The organism is Hyphomonas sp., assembly GCF_041398465.1.
In the GTDB taxonomy this organism is placed as follows: Bacteria; Pseudomonadota; Alphaproteobacteria; order Caulobacterales; family Hyphomonadaceae; genus Hyphomonas.
On sequence record NZ_JAWKUS010000004.1, the window covers coordinates 199,423 to 218,294 of the forward strand.

Genomic DNA, 18,872 nt, shown 5'->3' on the forward strand with positions numbered 1-18,872 from the left:
TACGGTAAAAATACGCGATATTGTAGAAAGGTGCTGACGCATCGTTTTCGGGGTCAAACGCAATTCTATCCCATGCTTCCAGCATACCTACTCTTGACCCCAGCGCCGGGGCACCGCACCTATGATCACGTAAGAATCCCCGCGAACCGGAGACATCATGGACTATTCCTCCCGCGAGCCGCGCCTCGACGACGAGAATGAAGAGAAAAAGGCTTCCGAGCCGAATGCTTTCCTTGAGGAAGCGCTGTTCAAGGCCCGCACGATCCTGCTGACCGGCGGCATCGACTTCCTGCAGGCCCGCCGCGTGTGCGAGCGCCTGCTGGCCCTGTCGTCCGAGAATGACAAGCCGATCCTTCTGGTCCTGTCCTCGCCGGGCGGCCACGTCGAATCCGGCGACATGATCCACGACATGATCAAGTTCGTCCCGGCTCCGGTGAAAATCCTCGGGACGGGCTGGTGTGCCTCTGCCGGCGCGCTGATCTACTCGGCGGCGAAGAAAGAAAACCGCTACGCCCTGCCGAACACCCGCTTCCTGCTTCATGAACCGCGCGGCGGCGTCGGTGGCCAGGCAACGGATGTGGAAATCCAGGCTCGCGAGATCATCAAGATGCGAGAGCGCCTGAACAAGATCTTCGCCGCTGCCACCGGCAAGTCGCTTGAGCAGATCAAGGAAGACACTGACCGTGACTTCTGGATGAGCGCGCAGGAGGCCGTCGATTACGGCCTCGTCCACAAGATCGTCAGCCATCACAGCGAGATCGTCTGACCCGCAGGGGTAGGGCGGTTAACCGGCCGGTAACCAAAAGTTAGCGGCCTCTCAATCATTCCGGGCGATTATTTCTCTTCCATTTGACTGAAGAGAGACCGCCCGGATGCTCGCGCGCGTCGAAGACATATCTTTGCCGATCCCGCCGGTCACGGCGGACACCAATTGCGCTGCGGCGCTAAGCCTTTTTCTGTCCGATACGTCCCTGTTCGCCCTGCCATTGCGGGACGAAGACGGCGCGCTGACACTCGTCACGCGCAGCGCCGTCACTGAAGCCATGGTCGGCCCGGAAGGGCGCATGGTGTGGGCATCCCAACCCGTTTCCATGCTGGCATCCGACACCCCGATGATCGTCGAGGCGGCCACCCCAGCAGGCCTCGCTGCCGGCAATGCCGCAGCGAACAATCCGGCAGCCCTCGGCGAAGGCATGATCGTGGTGCTGGAAGGCGTCTATCGTGGCCTGATCAGCCCGGCGGCTCTTACCGCGACCATCGCGAAGGAGAACGCCACACGCGCCCGGACACTGGGCCAGGCGGCCCGACGCATGGAAGCGGCGAAGGCGAAGCTGAACTCCGCCGCGCGTGAGAAGGCGGACTTCCTCGCCTTCCTTGGCCATGAAATCCGCACGCCGCTGACGGGAATTCTGGGCGTGGCCGACCTGTTGCAGGACAGTGTGTCCAGCGGAGAACCTAAACGCCTTGCACGCACGATTTCCGAAAGTGGCCATCATCTGGAGCGCCTTCTGAACGATCTGCTGGACCTGTCGCGCCTCGAGGCCGGCAAGATGCCGCTGCATGCTGCGCCGTTTGACCTGGACGAGTTCGCCGCCGAGGCCCGTGACATCTGGCAGCCGCGCACCGATGGCAAGCGTGTCGCCTTGCGCATCCATGTAGAAGACGGGACGCCGCGGATCGAGGCTGATGCCTTGCGATTGCGCCAGATCCTGTTCAACCTGCTCAGCAACGCATTGAAATTCACCGAGCTTGGCCATGTCGACGTATCGCTCGCCACCTGGCGTGACGAAGCATCCCTCCGTCTCCGGATGAGTGTCTCCGATACGGGCTGCGGCATTACCGATGAAGACAAGGCACGCCTGTTCGAGGCTTTTGAACAAGCCAGCGCCACAACAGTGCATACCCATGGCGGTTCTGGTCTTGGCCTCGCAATCGCCAAGTCGCTGGCGAAAGCCATGGGCGGAGAAATCACGCTCGCCGACAATCCAGACGGCGGCAGTATTTTCACGGTGGACCTGCCGGTCCGCAAGGCCGGACCGCGCTTGGTAAGCAGCCCTGCACCTGAGAAGACAATGCGCCTTCAGACGGGCAAGTTTGACCTCGGCCGAATTCTGGTGATCGAAGACCATGCCGCCAGCGCGCTGGTCATTACCGAAGCCCTGCGCGCTGCGGGCTGGGAAGTCGATCACGCTCCGAACGCATCGGCCGCCCGTGAATTCCTGTTCGATGTCAGCTACCAGGCCATTCTGACCGACATTCACCTGCCCGACGAGAGCGGTGACATGATCCTGCGTACCCTGCGCACCACGCCGGGCCCTAATTCTGAAATCCCTGTGCTCGCCGTGACAGCAGACCTCACCGATGCCCGCCGCATGACATGTAAGGCCGCGGGGTTTATTGCCATGATTGAAAAACCGATCCGTCCGCGTACGCTCGTTGCGACCCTCGCAGATATTCTGATGCTGGGCGATAGTCCGGACGCCTGGGCCCGGACGGGGTAGAGGCAAGTGCCTGACGGGGCACCCCGCTTGGCGAACAGCTCACAAATAAAGGTGGAGGCATGATGAGCCGGGAAATCCGAAATGTCCTGGCCCGGCTGCGCTGGCCTGACGAGTATATCAACGTCTTGCGGGATATCTTCGCGCCGGCAGAAATTCATCTGGCGGACAAAGACGATACTGATCGCGTTCGTGAATTGCTCGGCTTTTGCGATGTGGCTGTCATCGACGGCGTTCTGGACGACAGTTTTCTCTCAGCTCCAAATCTGAAGTGGGCGCATTGCGACCAGTCCGGAATTGATGGCTTTGCCCCTCGGCGCCTTGCCGACAGCGATCTGATCGTGACCTCGTCCAAGGGACGCTCTGGTCCGGTGCTTGCCGAGCATGCGATCTTTTTCATGCTGGCTTTTTGCTATGATGTGAAACGGCTGTTGCGCGCCCAATCAAGGCGAGTGTGGGCCGATCATGGACAGAATGGATTACGGGGCTTGCACGGACGTAAGGTGTGCATTGTCGGATACGGTGCCACTGGCAGCCATCTTGCCCATCAGTGTCGCGCCTTCGGAATGGAAATTACGGCTTATCGCCGCCGCAACATTCCGGCAGATGTCGAAGATGTCACCATGTTCTCGCGTGAAGCGGGAGATCGACTGAAGGACGCCGTGAGCGGCGCGGACTTCACGGTCATGTGCGCGGCGCTGAATGATGACAGCTACCATATGCTTGGCGCGCGCGAAATCGCAGAGATGAAGCCAGGCGGCATTCTCGTAAATATGGCGCGGGCGCAGCTGGTCGATAGTGCGGCGATGGTTGCCGCAATGCGCTCCGGTCAATTGGGCGGGGCAGGATTGGATGTCACAGACCCTATCGAGCCATTACCACCATGGGATCGACTGTGGGGGCAGCCGAACCTCATTTTGACGCCACACGTCACTCCGCAAATGCCGGATCGCACAGCTCGCACGCTGGACATCCTGCGGGAAAATGCAGGCCGCTACCGGCGTGGAGAATCGCTGAAATTCGAATTCAGCGCGGAAGACGTGTTTTCGATGGATGGGCGCCCAAAATATTTTAAGGGCTACCATCGCATCATGGCTATGTGGAAATGGCTCGGTGAGCGCCTGGTCTAGTTGGTCACGGCACTCGAAACGGGCGCCGGTGACATATCAGGCTTGATGAAGCGGGTGGATGCGAACAAGGCAATCGTTTCGCAAACGAGCGTCGTGAACGCCACAGTGATCCGCCAACCAACGGTCTTCTGCATCTTCTTGAACGGGAAGGCGTGGCGGCGGTGATCGCGCAGGAAGCCTCTCTGACGTGAGAACTCCGGCACAAGGTTCCATTTCTTGTAGAAATAACGTTCCGCGTTCATCGCTCCAGCGGTATTCCAGCGCAGGCAGAAATAGGGGATTTCGCGCCAGGTCATCTTCTTGCCGACGGCGTAGGCAACAACCGAAGACGGCTCGTACCAGATCGTCCAGCCTTTTTCCTTCGCTTTGAAAGCCATGTCGATTTCATCGGTGAAGCCGGCCAGTTTCGGGTCGAGCGGGCCAATGTCCTCAAGCATGTCACGGCGTGCGAGTACGACATGGAACTCGGTGCTTTCCGTCTCGGTACGAACGAGCTTCTCTTTTTTTTCAAGATACATCTCATGCTCGTGGCCGTGACGGCGATACATTTCGAGCTGACCGCCCACGTCCGTCAGCTTCAGGATGCCGCCTGCATGGTGGATCCGCAGGTTCGGCATGCGGGATTCCGGTCCGACCAGGATGGTCGGCGTCACGAGCCCTGCACCGGTCTCTTCAGCGCAATTGACCAGCGCAGAGAGCCAGCCTTCGGAGAAGACGACATCATTGTCCATGAACACGACATAACGTGTATTCACCAGCGGCAGTGCCGTATTGCGGGCATCGTTCGGCGTCACATAACCCGGGCGGCGGATAAATGTGTGGCCATGGCCTTCGACATTGGCCCGCAATTCGTCAGAGATGGCTTTTGGGGAACCGCCATCAACATAAATCATGCGGAAGGGGATGTCGGCCGTTTCAAAGACCTTGTTAAGCGACATTGTCGCCTGTTCGAAACGCTCGCGCGGCGCCACGATGAGGGTGACGAGCGGCTGATCATCTTGGGCGGTATTGAGCATGTTCTGCGTCCTTATGGCTGATGCTGGCTCTATAACGCGGTCGATGTGCAATATGCGTGCCGTATTGTGGTATGATCCCGGCGGCATATTTCTTGCCTTGTACGGCTGGCAATTATTCACAGCAAGAGACACGTCTTGACCGATCATCAAAAAACTCCTGCGCCAACAGTGTCGGTTATTCTTCCGACGTTTAATCGCGCGCACCTGATCGCCGACAGTATTGAATCCCTGTTTCAACAGACCTATCCGATCGCCGAAATCCTGGTGGTCGATGATGGATCAACGGACGAGACCGAAGCTGTTGTCTCGGCTTTTGCAGGCCGGGTGCGCTACGTGCGCCAGGAAAACGGTGGCAAGAACAGCGCCATAAATACTGGCCTGCGCGAGGTTAAAGGGGATCTCGTCTGGATCATGGATGACGATGACCTTGCGCCGCCGGATGCGCTTGCCCGCCTTGTCGCCCCGTTCATCGCCGATCCGTCGACGGCAATAAGTTATGGTGCCCTGCAAAAGTTCAGGGAAGATCCGGTTACCGGCGAGCACCACAATGAGATGACCCATCCATACCCGCCGGAGGATGGCCGCTCTTTCTTCGTCAGGATCATGGAGGATTGTTACATTACGGGCCAGCCCTGCATGCTGGTACGCCGATCCTCCTATGAAGAAATATTTCCCTTGCCGGAAAAAAATGTTGTGTCGGAGGACTATGCAGTCCTGCTGCTTCTTTCCCGCAGATGGAGCGCCGTACGGGTTGACGGGGTCACGCTCCTGCAGCGCCAGCATGATGGTCCGCGCGGCCCGGCAGAAATCCGCTATGCCGCCGAATCCCGGAATGCCCGCTGGTGCGAGGCCGATACCGAATTGCTACGTAAACTTTTGCCCGACCTTTCGCTGGGAGAGCTCGTCGGACGGCCGGGCGCAACGATAAGCGATCCGCGGGAACGCCGCCAGGCCCTGTTCCAGAATGCAACCATTGCGGCACGCAAGAAGCTCTGGCCAATGGCGTTGGCTGCTGTGCGGGACGCTGTGAAGGAAGCACCTGATGCGCCGCTCAGCGACATGGACCGTTTGATCTTGGGGCGGATGCTGGGGTGCCGCTACGGCCTCGACGAGCTTCTGGAAAAACCTGAAATCCTTGATGAGCTACGCGATGCTTTCGCCGGGCTTGCGGAACAGCGCAATGCCATTGCCTGCATCGCAGACCTGCTTCCCTACCTTATGAAGGTGGCGGTATCTGAAAAGAGCTATTCCAAAGCAGTGGGACTCCTGCGTCTTTATGTTCGGCTCGTCGGCCCTTTCCGGGGTTGTCAGCTGCTCGTCACCAAGGCGTGGCACAAGTTTTACGGGCAGGAACGAACGTCTTCGCGGGGCAAGACTTTTTCTGGAAACAAGGCAAGCAGCGCACACTGATGCCCCGGACGGGACAGGCTGGGTGAGCCTGCCGAAGCCTGCGACGCATCGCCTCCCGGCTGGACCGGACATGGCTTCGCTCGTTAGTCTCGAAGGATCACCGATGCCTGAGACTTCCACTGCGTCTTCCCGCACCGCGCTAATCCGTGGCCTCGCTCTGAAATGCCCCGCCTGCGGGCAGGGGGCGCTCTATCGGGCCTATCTGAAGCCGGTGGATACATGTGCTTGCTGCGGCGCGCCGCTTGGGCAGGTCCCTTCGGAAGATGGACCGGCCTGGCTGACTGTGTTGATGCTCGCCCCATTCCTGGTGGCCGTCACCTTTTTTGTTTCGATGTCCAACCTGCCGCTCTGGATCACTCTGCCGGGCGCAGCTATCGCAGTCACGGGCGCTGTCATGCTGGCCCTGCCACGTGTCAAAGCCGGCTGGATTGCGGTGCTCTGGTCGATGGGGAAAGTCGGCACAAGCCAGGAGTAGTTCCGCGGGAAAATGGTGGTTCGGGGGAGACTTGAACTCCCGACCTCGCGATTATGAGTCGCGCGCTCTAACCAGCTGAGCTACCGAACCGTTCGCCGAAACGAAGGGGCCTCATACACGCGGGCGAGCCAGCCTGCAAGCGGGCGATCTGCACCTCATTGCAGCGGGTTATCCTAATGACTGCGCCGAAACGGCGCCGCGCCGCCTGCCGGCCTCGAGGATGGGAAATTCCTCGCGCGCATGCCCCTGCGTAAAGCCTGCATTGGCTCGCCTGACTATTCGGCGGCCACGGTTTCCGCGGCGGCTTCCTGCTCGGAGAGGAAGCGCTCGGCGTCCAGCGCAGCCTGGCAGCCCATGCCGGCTGCGGTGACAGCCTGACGATAGGTTTCGTCAGTCACGTCACCGGCGGCGAAGACGCCCGGGATGTCGGTCTGCGGCGTGCCGGGCTTTGTGATCAGGTAGCCATTGTCCTTCATCTTCAGCTTGCCCCGGAACAGCTCGGTCGAGGGGGCATGGCCGATGGCGATGAAGACGCCGTGTACGGGCACGAGTTTCACTTCGCCGGTGGTCACATCCTTGATCTTTGCGCCAGTCACGCCTAGCGGGTTCTCGTCGCCGACAACTTCTTCCAGCGTATGGTTCCAGACCACTTCGACCTTCGGGTTCTTCAGCAGGCGCTCCTGCAGGATCTTTTCGGCGCGGAAGCTGTCACGGCGGTGCACGACGGTGACCTTGGAGGCGAAGTTCGTCAGGAACAGCGCCTCTTCCACGGCAGAGTTGCCGCCACCGACGACCATGACTTCACGGCCTCGATAGAAGAAGCCGTCACAGGTCGCGCAGGCGGAGACGCCAAAGCCCTTGAATTTCTCTTCGGTCGGCAGGCCCAGCCATTTGGCCTGGGCGCCGGTGCAGATGATGATCGAATCGGCGGTGTAGACCGTGCCGCTTTCGCCAACGGCCTTGAATGGGCGGGATTCGAAGTCGACTTCGGCGATATGGTCGTTTTCGACCTTCGCGCCCATCGCTTCGGCGTGTTCCTGCATCTTCACCATCAGGTCCGGACCCTGAATCTCGGTGAAGCCGGGATAGTTCTCCACTTCCGTGGTGATGGTCAGCTGGCCGCCGGGCTGGATGCCGGTGACAACAAGCACATCCCGCAGGGCGCGGGCGCCGTACACGGCGGCTGTCCAGCCGGCCGGGCCGGAGCCGATGATCAGGATTTCAACGTGTTTCGTGTCGGCCATGTCGGTACTCCGGATGTGCCATTTGGAATCGGCATTTGCACATAGGGCGCGTCGGTCGAGGCTTAAAGGTCCCGGCCGCTCATATCAATGTGACACCGCACGGAAAGCTCAGCAGGGCTTCGAAACCACCTCAACGGTGGCGTGGGAGACCTCGAACCGATCCGCGAGGCGGGCTTTGACGTCCCGGCGCAGGGTTTCGATACAGGCGCCCGGAACGGCGGTGACTTCCATCGTGATGAGCGGCTTGGACTCGGTCAGGGCCCAGGCGTGGATGTGCGAGACGCTGGCGACATTGCCGACATGTTCCATCAGGTCCTGTCTTATGTCCTCCGGCGACAGGCCTTCGGGCGTGCCTTCCAGCAGGATGTGGCCGGACTGGCGGGCGATCCGAATGCCGGCGACGAGCACGAGCAGGGCGACCAGGACCGAAAGGATGGGGTCTGCCGGTATCCAGCCGGTCGTGAGGATGATGATCGCCGCCGCGATGGCCGCGACTGATCCGAGCAGGTCTCCGATGACGTGCCAGAGCGCGCCTTGCAGGTTCAGGTCGTGCTTGTCGCCGCCATGCAGCACCCAGGCGGCGAGCACGTTGACGACAAGGCCGCCAATGGCGATCCACAACATGATTCCCCCCAGCACAGGGGCCGGGTCCAGCAAGCGGTGGATGGCTTCCCAGACGATCCAGCAGGACAGGGCGACGAGCGCGATTCCGTTTGTAAACGCGGCGAGCACTTTCATACGGCCGAAGCCGTAGGAGCGGCTGGGGTCCGCCGGACGATCGGCCAGCTTGTAGCCGACCCAGGCGAGGATCAGCGATGCAGCGTCGGTCAGCATATGCGCGGCGTCGGCGAGCAGGGCGAGAGAGCCTGAGATCAACCCGCCCGTCACTTCCGCCATCATGAACGCGGCCGTCAGGACCGCAGCGATCGCCACCCGCCGGCGTGAATCCGCCGTCGTCATGTCGGCATGGTCATGAGAATGCCCATGCCCGTGGTGGTGACCGTGGCCATGCGCGTGGTCGTGCCCGTGATCGTGGGTGTGGTCGGCAGGGTCGGTGTTCAGGTTGCAACTCATGGACCTGAGGTGGAATCCTTTCAGCGGAACGTCAATTCGAGTGTGATATCGTAGCGTTGCCCGGCGCTCGATTTTTCGCGCTGTCGTCACGTCATGTGTGCTAGGTTGCCTGAAAACATAACAAAAACGATGGGGAGGAAATCCATGAGCCCACCGCGCCTGCGCCAGCTTGTGCTCGCTGCCAACAGTCTCGACACTGCCGACACGCTGCAGAGCGTTCTGGGCCTCGGGGAACCATTTCCGGATCCAGGTGTCGCGGAATTCGGGCTGGTGAACGCCGTGTTCGCGATCGGAGACCAGTTCCTGGAGGTCGTGGTGCCGACGCAGGACAAGGCACCTGCGCGGCGGTTCATCGATCGTGGCGGTGAGGGCGGTTACATGGCCATCTTCCAGACGGATGACATGGACGCCTTGCGCACCCGAGTCGACGGGCTGGGCATCCGGCGAGTCTGGAACATCGACCTGCCGGACATATCGGCCAGCCATCTTCACCCGGCGGATATTGGCGGCGCCATTGTTTCGGTGGATGAGCCGCGCCCGGCCGGCAGCTGGCGCTGGGGCGGTCCCGGCTGGCGTGAGCGATCCGCTCCCGGGCGGTTCACGCATGCGGTCCTGGAAACGCCCGATCCGGATGCGCTGGCTCAGAAATGGGGGCTTGCCTTCGGCCTGACGGCGGACAAGCGCCGCCTGTTCCTTGCCGATGCCGTCCTGTATTTTACCGAAGGCCCAGCCGACCGCATGATCGAGTTTGGTTTCGAACTTCCGGGTGCAGATGGTGTGCTGGCCCGCGCAGAAGAAAAGGACCTGCCCGTAGAAGGCAGGTCCATCTCGATTGGGGGCATCGCGCTGAAGCTGGCAGAGGCGTAGCACCTCGCCCATCTCAGGACCGGCTTTTCAACCTTGATGGCGCTCGGGGGCGCTCGGTTGTGGTTGCGCCACGCTTCGGTACCTCCCGGCCGGCCCAGTAATAGTCGTCCGCTGGGCGCAGCGTCTGTGAGAGCGCTTCAAGATAGCTCTGTGCAAGGCCTTCAAGCATAGCTGACCACCTCCCATTCGATATTATCGTGGTCGTGGAAATAGAACCGGCTGCCGGGATCGTATGTCTGGTGACTGTGTGTCTTCAGGCCGGCCTTCAGGATGCGTTGTTCGGCAGCGGCCAGATCATCGACCAGGATGCCGAAATGGTTCACCGCGCCCGTGCGGTAATAACTTTCCTCATCCAGACGGTCCTGCTTGGGCAGGGCGTATAGCGCGATGTATTCGTCCTCCGTGCCGACGTGAACAGTGTAGCCATCATACTTTGCCGGGCCTTCCCAACGTACGTGCCAGCCGAACAGGTCTACCAGCGTTGCAGCCGTTTTCTTCGGGTCGGAGACCGTCACGTTCACATGTTCAAACAGGGCGGGTTTCATTTTCTAACTCCCTTAATTTTTGTTCTTTCGAGTTCCGATTTGACGTTTGTAATTCCTCAACCTAACTTGAGGTCAAGGAATAATTTCAGGGAAATCCGACATGAAACAGGGACTCTCAATCGGGGATGTCGCGCGGCGCACCGGGCTGTCGGTTTCAGCGATCCGCTTCTACGAATCGCGTGGCTTGGTGAAGCCGGACCGGCGCCCCTCGGGTCAGAGGGAGTTCGCCCGTGCAGACATCCGGCGTCTCTCTTTCATTCTGATCGCACAGCAAATGGGCCTCACCATCGAGGAGATCGGGGAGGTCCTCAGCGATTTGCCGGACAATCGTACGCCGACAAAGGCAGATTGGACGCGCATCAGCCAGCACTTCCGCAAACGCCTCGATGATCACATCGCCATGGTGGAGCGCCTGCGCAATCGGCTGGACGGCTGTATCGGCTGCGGCTGTCTCAGCCTCAAGACCTGCAAGCTCTATAATCCGGATGACCGCGCCAATGTTGCCGGCCCGGGACCGCGCTTTGTGGTGACAGCGGAGAAGGTGGGGTGAGTCCCGGCGCGTGCTTTGAGCCGGCGCAGGCGATTGTCACCGCAACCCGGCTTGAGGGACGATGGATCACACCCGGCAACACGAACGCCCTGGCAAGCCGGAAAGGCGCCTATATCCTCCTGGTCGGTCTGGACCGGCCGTTGCCGGTTGGGGCAGGCCGCAGCAAATCAGGACAATTGCCAGCCGGAATCTATTTCTATGCTGGCAGCGCGTACGGTGCGGGCGGGTTTGCGGCTCGTATCGGGCGTCATTTCAGAAGAGACAAGAAAGTTCACTGGCACGTCGATCGGCTGACGCTGGAGGCAAGCCGTCTCGCCGCTTTCATCGTGGAGAATGGCAATGAATGCGAGCTGGTTGAGGCGCTGATGGAATCGAACAGCGTCGCAATCGCGCTGGAGGGCTTCGGCAGTACCGATTGCTCATCCTGTCGCAGTCATCTGCTGACAATCGTCTGAGCGGGTTTAGTTCGGCTTCTTCGGGAAATAGTGCATCGCCATGCGTTCCGCGATTTCCTGCCCTTCACGGGCGAAGCGGGCTTCGGCTTCCACGGCGCGGTTGTCACACTTCAGGTAATCGCGGGAGGTTTCCTGGAAGCCCTGGTTGAACTGCTCCACCAGGCTGGAGCGGAGGTTGCCCTTATTCGGGGCCTCATAACTCAACATGTCGGACATGTACTGCCGCCAGTACTGGTCTTCCCGGCCATTGCAGCGCACCCGGATTGCATGCGCTGAGCCCAATGCACCGGCCAGATCCGAGGCATCCCGGAAATAATCCGGCCCCCGCATCGGCAAAGCCGATTGCGCCGCGCTTGCGCCACAGACCATCAGGGCGCTAAGCAGGACGACATGAAAACGTGCCTTGTTCATGAAAAGACTTTTGCCCGCATCCAGCCTCGGCTCAAGGATGTAGAACACAAACTTGATGTCCTCATTATGACCGATGAGGGGCGCTTTTATCATGCGGGTAGCCGTGTGGTGACCGACAAGGTGGAGCCCGAGATCGTCTTCGGCAGCCTGGACTGCTTTTACGGGCCTGCAGCCGGGACATTTATTAAAGCCGTGTTGGCCTCTGATCGCCTGGACTGGTTCCAGTCTCCGGCAGCAGGCGTCGACAATGCGGTGCTGAAAGCCATCGGCGAGGCGTCGAAACACTACACGACGAATCATACCCAGGCCGAATCCATGGCCGAGTGGGCGCTATGGGCTGCGCTGGACTTCCTGCGGGAAGGCCCTTTGCATCGAGCTCAGCAACAGGCGGCGGAATGGAAGCGGGTTCAGGCGCGAGAGATTGCCGGCAGCCGCTGGCTGATTGTTGGCTATGGTTCTATTGGTGAGGCGGTGGGCAAGCGGGTTACCGCGCTTGGCGGCCATGTCACCGGCCTTCGCCGGTCTCCCGGACCCGCGCCGGGGGCTGAAGAAATCCTGCCAATCGCCGTCTTGCCGGATGAGTTGCCCGGCGCGGATGTCGTTCTGCTTTGCGTGCCGCACACGGCGGAGACCGAAGGCATGGCCGGAACGGCGTTTTTCTCGAAGATGAAGCCGGACGCCCTGTTCATGAACCTCGGCCGGGGCGCGCTGGTGAATGAGGACGCGTTGATCGATGCGCTGGACAAGGGCTGCCCGGCCTATGCGGCGCTGGACGTGACGGGCGTTGAACCGCTGCCGGCGGAAAGTCCACTCTGGCACCATCCGAAAATCATGCTGACGCCGCACGATTCGTCCCAGACCAATGGAACCATCCTGCGGGCTGACGGGACGTTTGTGGACAATCTCCACCGCTACCTGAACGGCGAGCCGCTCAGGAACCTCGTCGACCGGAAGGCTTTCGAGGACTGAGCGGCGATTTCATCCGTTTACGCGGTTTCTTTGACTTTCAGGCCTGCGATGCGATCGATCGAGGCTTCGGCATCGCGCATGATGTCTGCCACGATGGCGGCGACCGGCTTCACCTCATGCACGCCACCAGCCGACTGGCCCATGGCGAAGCAGGAATCGTCCATCGACAGTTTCGCTTCATCCGTGATCCCACCAATGCCGCCGATGACGCCGGTTTGCGTTGAGTGGATTGCCTGGAACGGGAAGGGCTTGATGTCCTGCGGACGGCTTTCCCAGTCATTGATGTAGTCGTTGGTGCGGCAGCGCATCGGCTTGCCGGAGTAGCAGCGTGTACGCGTCGTGTCGGTGTCGCCTGCGCCAACGACAGCTTGTTTGTACATGTTGGCCGCATGCGCTTCTTCGGAGGCGATAAAGCGCGTACCCATCCACACGCCCTGCGCACCGAGCGCGAGAGCAGCTGCGAGGCCGCGTCCGTCATAGATACCGCCAGCGGCGATGACCGGGATTTTCACGGCTTCGACGGCCTGCGCCACCAGTGGCAGCGTGCCGACGAGACCGGTATGCCCGCCGCCTTCACCACCCTGCAGGATGACTGCGTCGCAGCCAGCCTGCTCGGCCTTGATGGCGTGCTTCACCGCGCCACCCACAACCATGACTTTCACGCCGGCCTTCTTCAGGCGTTCCATGATCGGCATCGGTACGCCGAGGCCAGCGACAAAGGAATCCGCTCCGCCATTGATGATTACGTCCACGGACTCTTCCAGGCTTTCCGGGCTGGCGGCAAGCAGGTCGACGCCGAATGGGCGGTCGGTCAATTCGCGCACGCGCTTCATCTGTCCGGCGATGAAATCCGGGGAGGTTCCGGCCATGCCCAGCACACCATAGCCGCCCGCATTGCACATCGCAGCGCAGACTTCGGCATAGGAGACTCCGCCCATGCCGGCGAGCATGATCGGGTGCTGGATGTTCAACATCTCTGTCAGGCGGGTTTTCAGGGCCATTTTCGGGCTTCCTCTCTTTAAAGCGTTATGAGAGGTACTTACCGCCCCGTCGCAACGTCAACGCAATAGGGTTGGCGCCACCCCGCCGCGTCTCTGCCGTATTCCCGCCGTGATCTGCCGTCAGGATATACGATGGACTGGCAGAATCGCCGGTCCGGCGTCACATGCGGAGACCAGATGGACCGGATCGATTGATCAGTCCAACTTCGTGAAGGACGCGGCAACCGGCCGACGGGCTAGCCCGGGAACAGGTCCGGTTGCCCCCAACTTCTGGCCTTTCCCGGGGGCTCCGGGAGAGGGGGCTTGATTGAGGAGTTTGCAGGCACGCCTTGCCGATTTCTGAATTGAGCTATCCGTTTTGCTTGGCGGATGCTATGACGCTATTCGGTTGAAAGACCATAATCAGGGGTAATATCATGAAGAATATCATCACTTTGGGCGTTGCAGCCCTGGCTCTCGCAGCCTGCGCACCGGCGGAAGCTCCGGCTGAAGATACGCCGGTTGTCGAAGAAACCACGGTTATCGAAGAGTCGGCTGCCGATGCTGCTGATGCTGCCGTTGAAGCAGCTGATGAAGCTGCAGATGCCGCTGCTGAAGCTGCCGATTCGGCAGAAGAAGCCGCCAGCGATGCCATGGAAGCAGCCGAAGGCGCTGCTGCCGACGCTGCAGACGCTGCCGAGGACGCAGCAGACGCTGCTGCCGAAGAGATGACGGAAGAAGCCCCGCAATAAGCGGTTACCTTTTCCGGAATTAGATAGGGCCGCTCCATGGGGAGCGGCCCTTTTGATTTGTATCCTGAAATTCAGGATCAGAACTTCTGGTAGCCACCATCCACCAGGAGCGTATCGCCAGAGTGGAATTTCGAGGCGTCGGAGGCGAGGTAAACGGCGATGCCGCCAAAATCTTCCGGTTCGCCCCAGCGGCGGATGGGTACGCGAGAGATCACTTTGGTCTGGAATGCTTCTGTGCTCTGTGCGCCTTCGGTCATGTCGGTTGCGATCCAGCCTGGCAGGATCGAATTCGCCCGGATCTGGTAGCGGCCATATTCCACGGCGATTGCATTCATCATGGCGATCAGGCCGCCCTTGGTGTGGCCGTAGGACTGGTTACGCGCTGCGCCGGAGAGGGCCGCCAGCGATGCGGTGCCGATCAGGCTGCCGCCGAGATCGCCGGCTTTCGCGCGGGTCACCATGGATTTCGCGGCCTCGCGAAGGGTGAGGAAGGCGCCTTCAGAGTTGATCCGCTGATTGTAGCGCCAGGTCTCCAGCGTCATCTCGTGGAAGTTCGGGGCGCCGCGGCCAACGCCGGCATTGGCGATGCAAGTGTCGATGCGGCCGAACTCTTCTTCGGCTTCCTTCATCGCTTTGACGACTTCAGCTTCCTCGCCAACGTCTACCTTCCAGGCTTTCACCTTGCCGGTGCCAAGGGCGTCAGCCGTTTTCACGGCGGCGTCATTGTCGGCTTCCTTGCGGCCCCAGATGACGATGTCGGCGTTCGAAGCGGCCAGCGCCTCGACCATGCCGAGGCCGATCCCCTTGTTGCCGCCGGTTACGACGCAGACCTTTCCTGTAAGGTCGAATGGGGCGTAGGTCATGACTTCCTCCTGAAAGATTCTGGTTTGTTTGTCTGGCGTCACACAAGAGAGGTGACGCGGGGGCCGGTCAAGAGGCTGATTGGCTGGCCGCAACGAGTGTTCGGGCCGCATCGATGATGCGGCGGGTTTCGTCCCAGATCTCGAGTTCTGCCAGGCGGGCCGGGCTGATCCACTCGGCATGGGCCGCATCATCGCCCGCCATTACCGTACCGGAAACCCACACCGCGGCGTAGTCGAACAGGACGAAATGGCGGGTCACATCCCCCGTGGTGCGGGAGGTGAAGATGCCGTCCACCACATCCACCAGGCCGACAAGCCGGGCTGTGAGACCGGTCTCTTCCTTCAGTTCGCGCAAGGCGGCATCGCCCACGCGCTCGCCGAACTCGATCTTGCCGCCGGGCAGGGACCAGCTGCCCGCCATCGGCTTCGTCCCCCGGCGGATCAGGGCGACATCATCACCGCGAAAACAGACTGTGCCGACGGCCGGGACAGGCTTCAGATCGCTCATGCGCCGGTGCCTCGCTCCAGCAGGACGACCGTCTCCACATGTGCGGACCAGAGGAACTGGTCGACCGGCTGCACCAGCATGATGCGGTAGCCGGCATCGACCAGCACGCGCAAGTCGCGCGCCAGCGTGCCGGGGTCGCAGGAGACGTAAGCGATACGCCGCACACCGCTATAGGCGATCTCCGCGACCTGCTTGGCGGCACCGGCCCGTGGCGGGTTCAGCACAATGCCCTGGAACCGGGAGAGCGCCGCAGACGGAACAGGATTGCGGAACAGATCCCGCACTTCTGCCGTTACTAGTTTCAGGCCGGAAGCGGCCCGTGCGGAGGCTTCCAGTGCCTCTATGGCTTCGGCATCGCCTTCCGCAGCATGGACGCGTGACTCTTCTGCCAGACGCAAAGCAAATGTTCCGCAGCCGGAGAAAAGGTCTGCCACTTCCAGTGCGTATTTCAGGTGCTGGCGTACAAGGCTGGCCATGAAGGCTTCTGCTTCCGGGCTTGCCTGAAGAAAGCCGCCTGGCTGTGGACGCAGGAAAGCCCGGCCCACCTGAATTTCCGGAGTCGTCTGTTGCAGGGGCACATCATCCCCGATGGAGACGCGAAGAAAGCCGGCCGCCAGCGCCTTTGCTCCGGCCATCATCACGTCATGAGGGGCGGCAAAGGTCGCCGTGTTGGTGATATGCAGGTCTAGCCCGTTCGGCATGCTCGTGACCTTCAGCACCATCTCGCCCTTCAACGGTGCCAGCGGTGCGGCAAGTTCCTTCAGGGCACTGATCTTCCGCGTGATCTCCGGTGAGGCGACCGGGCAAGTGTTGATGTCCACAATGTCGTGGCTGCGCCGGGAGTGGAAGCCGAGGTGCACGCCCGCTTTTGTGCGCCGAGCGGCCAGCGAGATGCGGCGCCGTGTGCCCGGCGGGGTGACCCAGACGTCTTCCACGTGCGGCTCCAGCCCGCGCGCCTTCAATGCGTTGATCACCAGAGACTGCTTGAATGCCCGGTAGGGCCCGTCGGCCAGGTGCTGCAGGCTGCAGCTGCCGCAGCTGGCATAATGCGGACAAACCGGGGTCTGCCGGTCTAGCGATGGCGTCACGATCTCCAGCAATCTTGCTTTATCGCCATTCACCGCAATGCGCACTTCCTCGCCCGGCAGGGTGCGCGGAACGGACACCCACTCGCCGTCGATCCGGACTTGCCCGTCACCCTTCGATCCGAGGCGTTCGATGACCACAGTGCTGGCGCCGCGGGCATCCGTATCTGGAATAGCAGGCATACCGGGTTCCCCACTGGTTTTTGTCCCGATTCACGGGTTAGCACCCAAGGACGGTCGCGAACAGGAGGCTTGAATGGCGAAACCGGCGCAACAGCCTCTGAGCCTCGCCCTGCAGGGCGGCGGTGCCCATGGCGCCTACACATGGGGCGTTCTCGACCGGCTGGCGGAAGAGAATCGATTCGACATTCGCGCGATCACAGCGACCTCGGCGGGTGCGATGAACGCGGTCGCCTTCGCGGGCGGCTATGGCAAAGGCGGTCTCGACGGTGCCCGGGCGGCACTGGAATCGCTCTGGGAGGCCATCTCCCACAGCGGCCGGCACGCACGGGCCTATGGCGCCAACAACCCGGCCGCCTTCGCCTATGCCTCTGCGCTGCAGAGCTGGGCGAGCCCCTATGACCTGAACCCGCTGAAACTGAACCCGCTGCGCGACGCGGTGGAGGAAGTGATTGATTTCGACGCGGCCCGTGCCTCCGGCCTGCAGCTGTTCCTCAGCGCGACGGACGTCGAGTCGGGCCATGTGAAAGTGTTCACCGGCGACGAGGTAACGCTCGATGCCGTGCTCGCCTCCGCCTGCCTGCCGCAGACCTTCCAGGCCGTGGAGATCGACGGCCACGCCTATTGGGATGGCGGCTATATGGGCAATCCCAGCATCTTCCCGCTGATCTATGCCGGCGCACCGACGGACCTGCTGCTCGTCACGCTGAACCCGATCGAGCGGCCGGGGGTACCGAAACGGGCAGGCGAGATCCAGGAACGCGTCAACGAGATCAGCTTCAATGCCGCCCTGATCGGTGAATTGCGTGCCATCGCCTTCGTCCAGCGCCTGCTGGATGACGGCATGCTGAAGGCGCCGATGCTGAAGAAGTACCGCCGCCTGAACGTGCACGCGATCCGCGGCGGGCAGGACCTGGTGGACCAGAGCCTCCACACCAAGTTCGACACCAGTTGGCGTTATCTCACCAGCCTGCGCGACAAGGGCCGGGCGGCGGCGGAGACGTGGCTCTCAGGCGATGCAGACCTTGTCGGCACGAAGACATCGAACTGCGATCTCAGGGAAGAATTCCTGAAGGGCTAGAAGCCGTGTCGAATTACTTCCGCTTTTCCCTGAGCACCATGAACCCGGTAATCAGGAACGCCGGGACAAACAGGAACAGGACGGCTTGGTCTTCAAGTTTGAGGTAGAGCAGGCCAATGATCGCGAACATCACGAATTCATAAATGGCGATGCGGATCCAGAAGTTCATGCGCCCGCCCCCTGCTTCAAAAACCACACTCGTGCCGCGCCATAGTCGCGTGTGTCGAGCGTTTCCCAGCCTTCCGGGTTGATCAGTTCGTCCGAGGCGGTCTCCACCACGGCGATGGCGTCTTCGGCCAGCCATTTGCCCTCAATCAGGCAGGCGAGCGCCGGGGCGACGAGATCCTTGTGGTAAGGCGGATCGAGGAAGGCGAGGGTGAAGGGGCTGCCGACGCCCACCGGTTTCTCGCCAAGGTCAGTGGCTGAGCGGCGGTGGATGCGTGTGTTCCCATAGAGGCCCAGCGTCTCGATATTGTCGCGGATCGCGCCGCGCGCGGCGTGGTCGGTTTCCACGAACAGGCAGAAGGCGGCGCCCCGGCTGACGGCTTCGAGGCCCAGCGCGCCAGACCCGGCAAACAGGTCAATCACCCGCGCGCCTTCAATCTCCGGCGCCCAGGCGGCATGGGCCAGCATGTTGAACACGCTTTCGCGCGCACGGTCCGCCGTCGGCCGTGTGCCTTGTCCCTTCGGCGCGGCAATCGCACGCCCCTTGTGCTGTCCGGCAATGATGCGCATGGCCCCTCCGTATTCCGACCGCGCCTTAGCACGCCGCGTCACAA

At 61.4% G+C, this 18,872-nt stretch carries 22 protein-coding genes and 1 tRNA gene; 11 read left to right on the plus strand and 12 right to left on the minus strand.

Features of this window, described 5'->3' with window-relative positions:
* Positions 1-157 precede the first annotated feature (157 nt).
* From R3C98_RS13905 to R3C98_RS13915, 3 genes are all read left to right on the plus strand, one after another.
* Entirely contained in the window at positions 158-766 is a 609-nt protein-coding gene (locus R3C98_RS13905) for an ATP-dependent Clp protease proteolytic subunit (RefSeq protein ID WP_371314667.1), read from the plus strand.
* A gap of 106 nt (positions 767-872) precedes the next feature.
* Positions 873-2,501 (plus strand): ATP-binding protein, encoded by a 1,629-nt coding sequence (locus tag R3C98_RS13910; protein WP_371314668.1) that lies wholly within the window; start codon positions 873-875, stop codon positions 2,499-2,501.
* 59 nt (positions 2,502-2,560) lie between these two features.
* Positions 2,561-3,628 carry a D-2-hydroxyacid dehydrogenase gene (locus R3C98_RS13915; RefSeq protein ID WP_371314669.1) on the plus strand — a complete coding sequence of 356 codons (1,068 nt, stop codon included), beginning with the start codon at positions 2,561-2,563 and terminating at the stop codon, positions 3,626-3,628.
* Here the strand turns inward: R3C98_RS13915 and R3C98_RS13920 are convergent.
* The gene (locus R3C98_RS13920; protein ID WP_371314670.1) at positions 3,625-4,644 is read right to left on the minus strand and encodes a glycosyltransferase family 2 protein; all 1,020 of its coding nucleotides are present in this window, start codon (positions 4,642-4,644) and stop codon (positions 3,625-3,627) included. The two genes, R3C98_RS13915 and R3C98_RS13920, sit on opposite strands and share 4 nt — an antisense overlap.
* Before the next feature lie 135 nt (positions 4,645-4,779).
* Here R3C98_RS13920 and R3C98_RS13925 point away from each other — a divergent pair, with 135 nt between their 5' ends.
* Both R3C98_RS13925 and R3C98_RS13930 read left to right on the plus strand, forming a co-directional pair.
* Positions 4,780-6,054 (plus strand): glycosyltransferase family 2 protein, encoded by a 1,275-nt coding sequence (locus R3C98_RS13925; RefSeq protein ID WP_371314671.1) that lies wholly within the window; start codon positions 4,780-4,782, stop codon positions 6,052-6,054.
* 103 nt (positions 6,055-6,157) lie between these two features.
* On the plus strand, positions 6,158-6,529 hold the full coding sequence (locus R3C98_RS13930; protein WP_371314672.1) for a DUF983 domain-containing protein: 372 nt from the start codon (positions 6,158-6,160) through the stop codon (positions 6,527-6,529).
* Positions 6,530-6,542: 13 nt separating this feature from the next.
* On the opposite strand, the gene R3C98_RS13935 is transcribed toward R3C98_RS13930, so the two are convergent.
* From R3C98_RS13935 to R3C98_RS13945, 3 genes are all read right to left on the minus strand, one after another.
* Positions 6,543-6,619, minus strand: a tRNA-Met gene (locus R3C98_RS13935).
* A 185-nt stretch (positions 6,620-6,804) separates the two neighbouring features.
* Positions 6,805-7,773, minus strand: coding sequence for a thioredoxin-disulfide reductase (gene trxB / locus R3C98_RS13940; protein ID WP_371314673.1), 969 nt, complete (start codon positions 7,771-7,773; stop codon positions 6,805-6,807).
* Positions 7,774-7,881: 108 nt separating this feature from the next.
* The gene (locus R3C98_RS13945; RefSeq protein ID WP_371314674.1) at positions 7,882-8,847 is read right to left on the minus strand and encodes a cation diffusion facilitator family transporter; all 966 of its coding nucleotides are present in this window, start codon (positions 8,845-8,847) and stop codon (positions 7,882-7,884) included.
* A 144-nt stretch (positions 8,848-8,991) separates the two neighbouring features.
* On the opposite strand from R3C98_RS13945, the gene R3C98_RS13950 reads away from it, so the two are divergent.
* A complete protein-coding gene (locus R3C98_RS13950) occupies positions 8,992-9,714 on the plus strand; it encodes a VOC family protein (protein WP_371314675.1) in 723 nt (240 codons plus the stop codon).
* Between the two features lie 161 nt (positions 9,715-9,875).
* On the opposite strand, the gene R3C98_RS13955 is transcribed toward R3C98_RS13950, so the two are convergent.
* On the minus strand, positions 9,876-10,259 hold the full coding sequence (locus R3C98_RS13955; protein ID WP_371314676.1) for a VOC family protein: 384 nt from the start codon (positions 10,257-10,259) through the stop codon (positions 9,876-9,878).
* A 100-nt stretch (positions 10,260-10,359) separates the two neighbouring features.
* Between R3C98_RS13955 and soxR the strand changes: the two genes are divergently transcribed.
* The gene (gene soxR, locus R3C98_RS13960) at positions 10,360-10,809 is read left to right on the plus strand and encodes a redox-sensitive transcriptional activator SoxR (protein ID WP_371314677.1); all 450 of its coding nucleotides are present in this window, start codon (positions 10,360-10,362) and stop codon (positions 10,807-10,809) included.
* Complete coding sequence (locus tag R3C98_RS13965; RefSeq protein WP_371314678.1) at positions 10,806-11,264, plus strand: DUF123 domain-containing protein; 459 nt, start codon at positions 10,806-10,808, stop codon at positions 11,262-11,264. Before soxR ends, R3C98_RS13965 begins: the two co-directional genes overlap by 4 nt.
* A 6-nt stretch (positions 11,265-11,270) precedes the next feature.
* Here the strand turns inward: R3C98_RS13965 and R3C98_RS13970 are convergent, their stop codons facing one another.
* On the minus strand, positions 11,271-11,675 hold the full coding sequence (locus R3C98_RS13970) for a TIGR02301 family protein (protein WP_371314679.1): 405 nt from the start codon (positions 11,673-11,675) through the stop codon (positions 11,271-11,273).
* On the opposite strand from R3C98_RS13970, the gene R3C98_RS13975 reads away from it, so the two are divergent.
* Entirely contained in the window at positions 11,655-12,644 is a 990-nt protein-coding gene (locus R3C98_RS13975) for a D-2-hydroxyacid dehydrogenase (protein ID WP_371314680.1), read from the plus strand. The genes R3C98_RS13970 and R3C98_RS13975 overlap by 21 nt on opposite strands.
* 17 nt (positions 12,645-12,661) lie before the next feature.
* Here the strand turns inward: R3C98_RS13975 and R3C98_RS13980 are convergent, their stop codons facing one another.
* A complete protein-coding gene (locus R3C98_RS13980; RefSeq protein ID WP_371314681.1) occupies positions 12,662-13,645 on the minus strand; it encodes an NAD(P)H-dependent flavin oxidoreductase in 984 nt (327 codons plus the stop codon).
* Positions 13,646-14,061: 416 nt separating this feature from the next.
* Between R3C98_RS13980 and R3C98_RS13985 the strand changes: the two genes are divergently transcribed.
* Positions 14,062-14,376 (plus strand): hypothetical protein, encoded by a 315-nt coding sequence (locus R3C98_RS13985; protein ID WP_371314682.1) that lies wholly within the window; start codon positions 14,062-14,064, stop codon positions 14,374-14,376.
* A gap of 77 nt (positions 14,377-14,453) precedes the next feature.
* Here the strand turns inward: R3C98_RS13985 and R3C98_RS13990 are convergent, their stop codons facing one another.
* From R3C98_RS13990 to R3C98_RS14000, 3 genes are all read right to left on the minus strand, one after another.
* Positions 14,454-15,239 carry an SDR family NAD(P)-dependent oxidoreductase gene (locus R3C98_RS13990; protein ID WP_371314683.1) on the minus strand — a complete coding sequence of 262 codons (786 nt, stop codon included), beginning with the start codon at positions 15,237-15,239 and terminating at the stop codon, positions 14,454-14,456.
* A gap of 67 nt (positions 15,240-15,306) precedes the next feature.
* Entirely contained in the window at positions 15,307-15,747 is a 441-nt protein-coding gene (locus R3C98_RS13995; protein ID WP_371314684.1) for an NUDIX hydrolase, read from the minus strand.
* Positions 15,744-17,015, minus strand: a complete 1,272-nt coding sequence (locus tag R3C98_RS14000; RefSeq protein WP_371314685.1) for a class I SAM-dependent RNA methyltransferase — start codon at positions 17,013-17,015, stop codon at positions 15,744-15,746. Before R3C98_RS14000 ends, R3C98_RS13995 begins: the two co-directional genes overlap by 4 nt.
* Positions 17,016-17,088: 73 nt before the next feature.
* On the opposite strand from R3C98_RS14000, the gene R3C98_RS14005 reads away from it, so the two are divergent.
* Positions 17,089-18,093, plus strand: a complete 1,005-nt coding sequence (locus R3C98_RS14005) for a patatin-like phospholipase family protein (protein WP_371314686.1) — start codon at positions 17,089-17,091, stop codon at positions 18,091-18,093.
* A 13-nt stretch (positions 18,094-18,106) separates the two neighbouring features.
* Here R3C98_RS14005 and R3C98_RS14010 read toward each other — a convergent pair whose 3' ends face one another.
* Both R3C98_RS14010 and rsmD read right to left on the minus strand, forming a co-directional pair.
* The gene (locus R3C98_RS14010) at positions 18,107-18,262 is read right to left on the minus strand and encodes a hypothetical protein (protein WP_371314687.1); all 156 of its coding nucleotides are present in this window, start codon (positions 18,260-18,262) and stop codon (positions 18,107-18,109) included.
* Positions 18,259-18,828, minus strand: a complete 570-nt coding sequence (rsmD, locus tag R3C98_RS14015) for a 16S rRNA (guanine(966)-N(2))-methyltransferase RsmD (protein WP_371314688.1) — start codon at positions 18,826-18,828, stop codon at positions 18,259-18,261. Before rsmD ends, R3C98_RS14010 begins: the two co-directional genes overlap by 4 nt.
* Between the last annotated feature and the right edge of the window lie 44 nt (positions 18,829-18,872).

Excerpts from the sequence above, each read along its gene's own strand:
- R3C98_RS13905 (WP_371314667.1), top strand. The coding sequence starts at position 158 with ATGGACTATTCCTCCCGCGAGCCGCGCCTCGACGACGAGAATGAAGAG.
- R3C98_RS13910 (WP_371314668.1), top strand. The coding sequence starts at position 873 with ATGCTCGCGCGCGTCGAAGACATATCTTTGCCGATCCCGCCGGTCACG.
- R3C98_RS13915 (WP_371314669.1), top strand. The coding sequence starts at position 2,561 with ATGATGAGCCGGGAAATCCGAAATGTCCTGGCCCGGCTGCGCTGGCCT.
- R3C98_RS13920 (WP_371314670.1), bottom strand. The coding sequence starts at position 4,644 with ATGCTCAATACCGCCCAAGATGATCAGCCGCTCGTCACCCTCATCGTG.
- R3C98_RS13930 (WP_371314672.1), top strand. The coding sequence starts at position 6,158 with ATGCCTGAGACTTCCACTGCGTCTTCCCGCACCGCGCTAATCCGTGGC.
- trxB (WP_371314673.1), bottom strand. The coding sequence starts at position 7,773 with ATGGCCGACACGAAACACGTTGAAATCCTGATCATCGGCTCCGGCCCG.
- R3C98_RS13945 (WP_371314674.1), bottom strand. The coding sequence starts at position 8,847 with ATGAGTTGCAACCTGAACACCGACCCTGCCGACCACACCCACGATCAC.
- R3C98_RS13950 (WP_371314675.1), top strand. The coding sequence starts at position 8,992 with ATGAGCCCACCGCGCCTGCGCCAGCTTGTGCTCGCTGCCAACAGTCTC.
- R3C98_RS13955 (WP_371314676.1), bottom strand. The coding sequence starts at position 10,259 with ATGAAACCCGCCCTGTTTGAACATGTGAACGTGACGGTCTCCGACCCG.
- soxR (WP_371314677.1), top strand. The coding sequence starts at position 10,360 with ATGAAACAGGGACTCTCAATCGGGGATGTCGCGCGGCGCACCGGGCTG.
- R3C98_RS13975 (WP_371314680.1), top strand. The coding sequence starts at position 11,655 with ATGAAAACGTGCCTTGTTCATGAAAAGACTTTTGCCCGCATCCAGCCT.
- R3C98_RS13970 (WP_371314679.1), bottom strand. The coding sequence starts at position 11,675 with ATGAACAAGGCACGTTTTCATGTCGTCCTGCTTAGCGCCCTGATGGTC.
- R3C98_RS13980 (WP_371314681.1), bottom strand. The coding sequence starts at position 13,645 with ATGGCCCTGAAAACCCGCCTGACAGAGATGTTGAACATCCAGCACCCG.
- R3C98_RS13985 (WP_371314682.1), top strand. The coding sequence starts at position 14,062 with ATGAAGAATATCATCACTTTGGGCGTTGCAGCCCTGGCTCTCGCAGCC.
- R3C98_RS13990 (WP_371314683.1), bottom strand. The coding sequence starts at position 15,239 with ATGACCTACGCCCCATTCGACCTTACAGGAAAGGTCTGCGTCGTAACC.
- R3C98_RS13995 (WP_371314684.1), bottom strand. The coding sequence starts at position 15,747 with ATGAGCGATCTGAAGCCTGTCCCGGCCGTCGGCACAGTCTGTTTTCGC.
- R3C98_RS14000 (WP_371314685.1), bottom strand. The coding sequence starts at position 17,015 with ATGCCTGCTATTCCAGATACGGATGCCCGCGGCGCCAGCACTGTGGTC.
- R3C98_RS14005 (WP_371314686.1), top strand. The coding sequence starts at position 17,089 with ATGGCGAAACCGGCGCAACAGCCTCTGAGCCTCGCCCTGCAGGGCGGC.
- R3C98_RS14010 (WP_371314687.1), bottom strand. The coding sequence starts at position 18,262 with ATGAACTTCTGGATCCGCATCGCCATTTATGAATTCGTGATGTTCGCG.
- rsmD (WP_371314688.1), bottom strand. The coding sequence starts at position 18,828 with ATGCGCATCATTGCCGGACAGCACAAGGGGCGTGCGATTGCCGCGCCG.